Genomic DNA, 2,191 nt, shown 5'->3' on the forward strand with positions numbered 1-2,191 from the left:
ACGCAGGTGAATGTACCAGTGAGTGGAACGGTAGCCCCGAACGACAGCGATCCTAACAATGACCCGCTTGTGTTCACCAAACTGACGAATCCAACCCATGGCACGGTGGTGTTTAACCCCAACGGGACTTATACCTACACGCCAGCGACCAACTACGTAGGTCCTGACCAGTTTATTTACAAGGTCTGCGACAACGGAACGCCTAATCTGTGTGACACCGCCACGGTTTATATCACGATTTTGCAAGTCAGTAAGGTAACACTCCTGCCAAAAGTTTACTTACAAGGCTCGTTGTTTGGGGTGTTCTCAGGTAATTTGATGCGCGATGATTTGCGAGTGAAAAACCTGATTCCAAGAAAATCACCTTATGCAGCCTTGAATCCGATTACTCCCGCCGATACCATTACTTCAAACACAGTGTTGACAGTCACCGGACAAGATGCCATTGTGGATTGGGTATTTGTAGAACTACGCAGTGCAACAGACTCTACTAAGATTATTGATAGCCGATCAGCGCTTGTACAACGAGATGGCGATATTGTAGATGTAGATGGGACTTCATCTATTGTTTTCACCACCGCAATTCCGGCAAGCTACTTTGTGGTCGTCAAACATCGTAATCACTTGGGTGTCATGACAAAAAATGCCCTTCCATTAACACATATTGGTACAGTGGTCGATTTTAGATTAATAACGACGCCAACCTATGTTTTCTCCAACTCGCCGATTCATCAGTCGCAAGTAAATGTGGCACAAGGGAAGGCACTTTGGGCAGGCAATGCACTTTATGATGACCAAGTGACTTATCAGGGAACGGCCAACGACGTCAATGTTGTCTATCAGCAAGTCATCGGGGCGACTGGTAATGTGATTGGGTTGCCTTTCTTTATTCTTCAGGGTTATTACACAGGGGATATTAATATGGACGGGGAAGTGATTTTCCAAGGTACATCAAACGATATAGAGTATATCTACCAAAACGTCATCAACAACCATCCTGGTAATAGTCTCAAACAAAACTTCTATATCATTCAGCAGCAATTGCCTAAGTAAAATGCAAAACCAATCGTGGAGGAGAGGTTCATCTCCTCCACGATAAGAACTAAATGAAAAATCAACTACTTGACAAGTAACTCACGATGAAAAATAAATTACTCTCTTTCACTTGGATTGGACTTGTATGGCTCTTTGCAGTACTTCCGGCAATAGCGCAACTGTCGACAAATCAAGTCAATTATCAATTGACGTATAATTCTACAACACAAATTTACACGGTATGGGTAGTGCCCCAATACTCCACGCCTAACGCTAACAATCCGAATACCAATGAATTTGGAGCCACAGCGCAGGTATCTCTGAAAGTACCCAAAGACTTTGTCATTCAAAATATTACCGACATCAGGGGTACTTGGGAGAAAAACCCGGTAAAGTTAGGGAGTCAACCAGTATTTACACCTGCCGGTTTAGACCCGAATTATCTCTATTATGTGATTGGAAAAACCTCAACGGAGGCTGACTATGGCCCTTTTAGCAGCGGTACTCCCGTTCCACTTTTCACTTTCCAAGGCAATGCGTGTTTTGGAGCAGTAGGAGTTTTAGCCAAAGCTGACCCTTTTGTAGATGCAGCTAAAACCCTGGCTTCGCTCAATACCGCCTGTAGTTTTTATTCCCGCTCTGGACAGGCTACAAGTGGAAACGTAATTCCCTTAGAGCAGTTTGTCGAAAAATTAGGCCCTGACGTAGACTGTAGTGCTCCTTCGATTAAACTGATTAAGAGTATTGCTTCTATCACCGACAACGCACCTACGGGGCGTGGGGTAGGGGATGTCATCAATTATACTTTCACCGTAACTAACACGGGCAACGTGTCGCTCTCTGGGATTGCTTTGACCGACGCTAAACTCAGCTTGACGAACGTAGCTGTCAGTCCAAGTACGCTCGCCCCCGGGGCAACGGGTACGGCCAATGCCACTTACACTATCACCCAAGCCGATGTCAATGCGGGCGGAATTGAAAACACCGCCACTGTTACAGGCACGCCCTCAAGTGGGCCTGTTTCAACTGTCACCGACGTTTCTGATGCAGGAACCAACAACAATGCCGTGGCCATCGCCAATCCCGATGTTACCGAATCGCCTAAGTTGAACGGTACGACCGATGCCGATCCCACCAATGACCCAACGGTGTTGGT

General features: G+C 46.0%; 1 protein-coding gene and 1 pseudogene. Both read left to right on the top strand.

The window, feature by feature from the left end:
• On the top strand, window positions 1-1,053 hold a 1,053-nt coding region (locus GVN20_RS29440), incomplete at its 5' end, for an Ig-like domain-containing protein (RefSeq protein ID WP_166561770.1).
• An 86-nt stretch (window positions 1,054-1,139) separates the two neighbouring features.
• Window positions 1,140-2,191, top strand: a pseudogene (locus GVN20_RS29445) (DUF1573 domain-containing protein); the annotation flags it as partial.

Source organism: Runella sp. CRIBMP, assembly GCF_009905605.1.
GTDB lineage: Bacteria > Bacteroidota > Bacteroidia > Cytophagales > Spirosomataceae > Runella.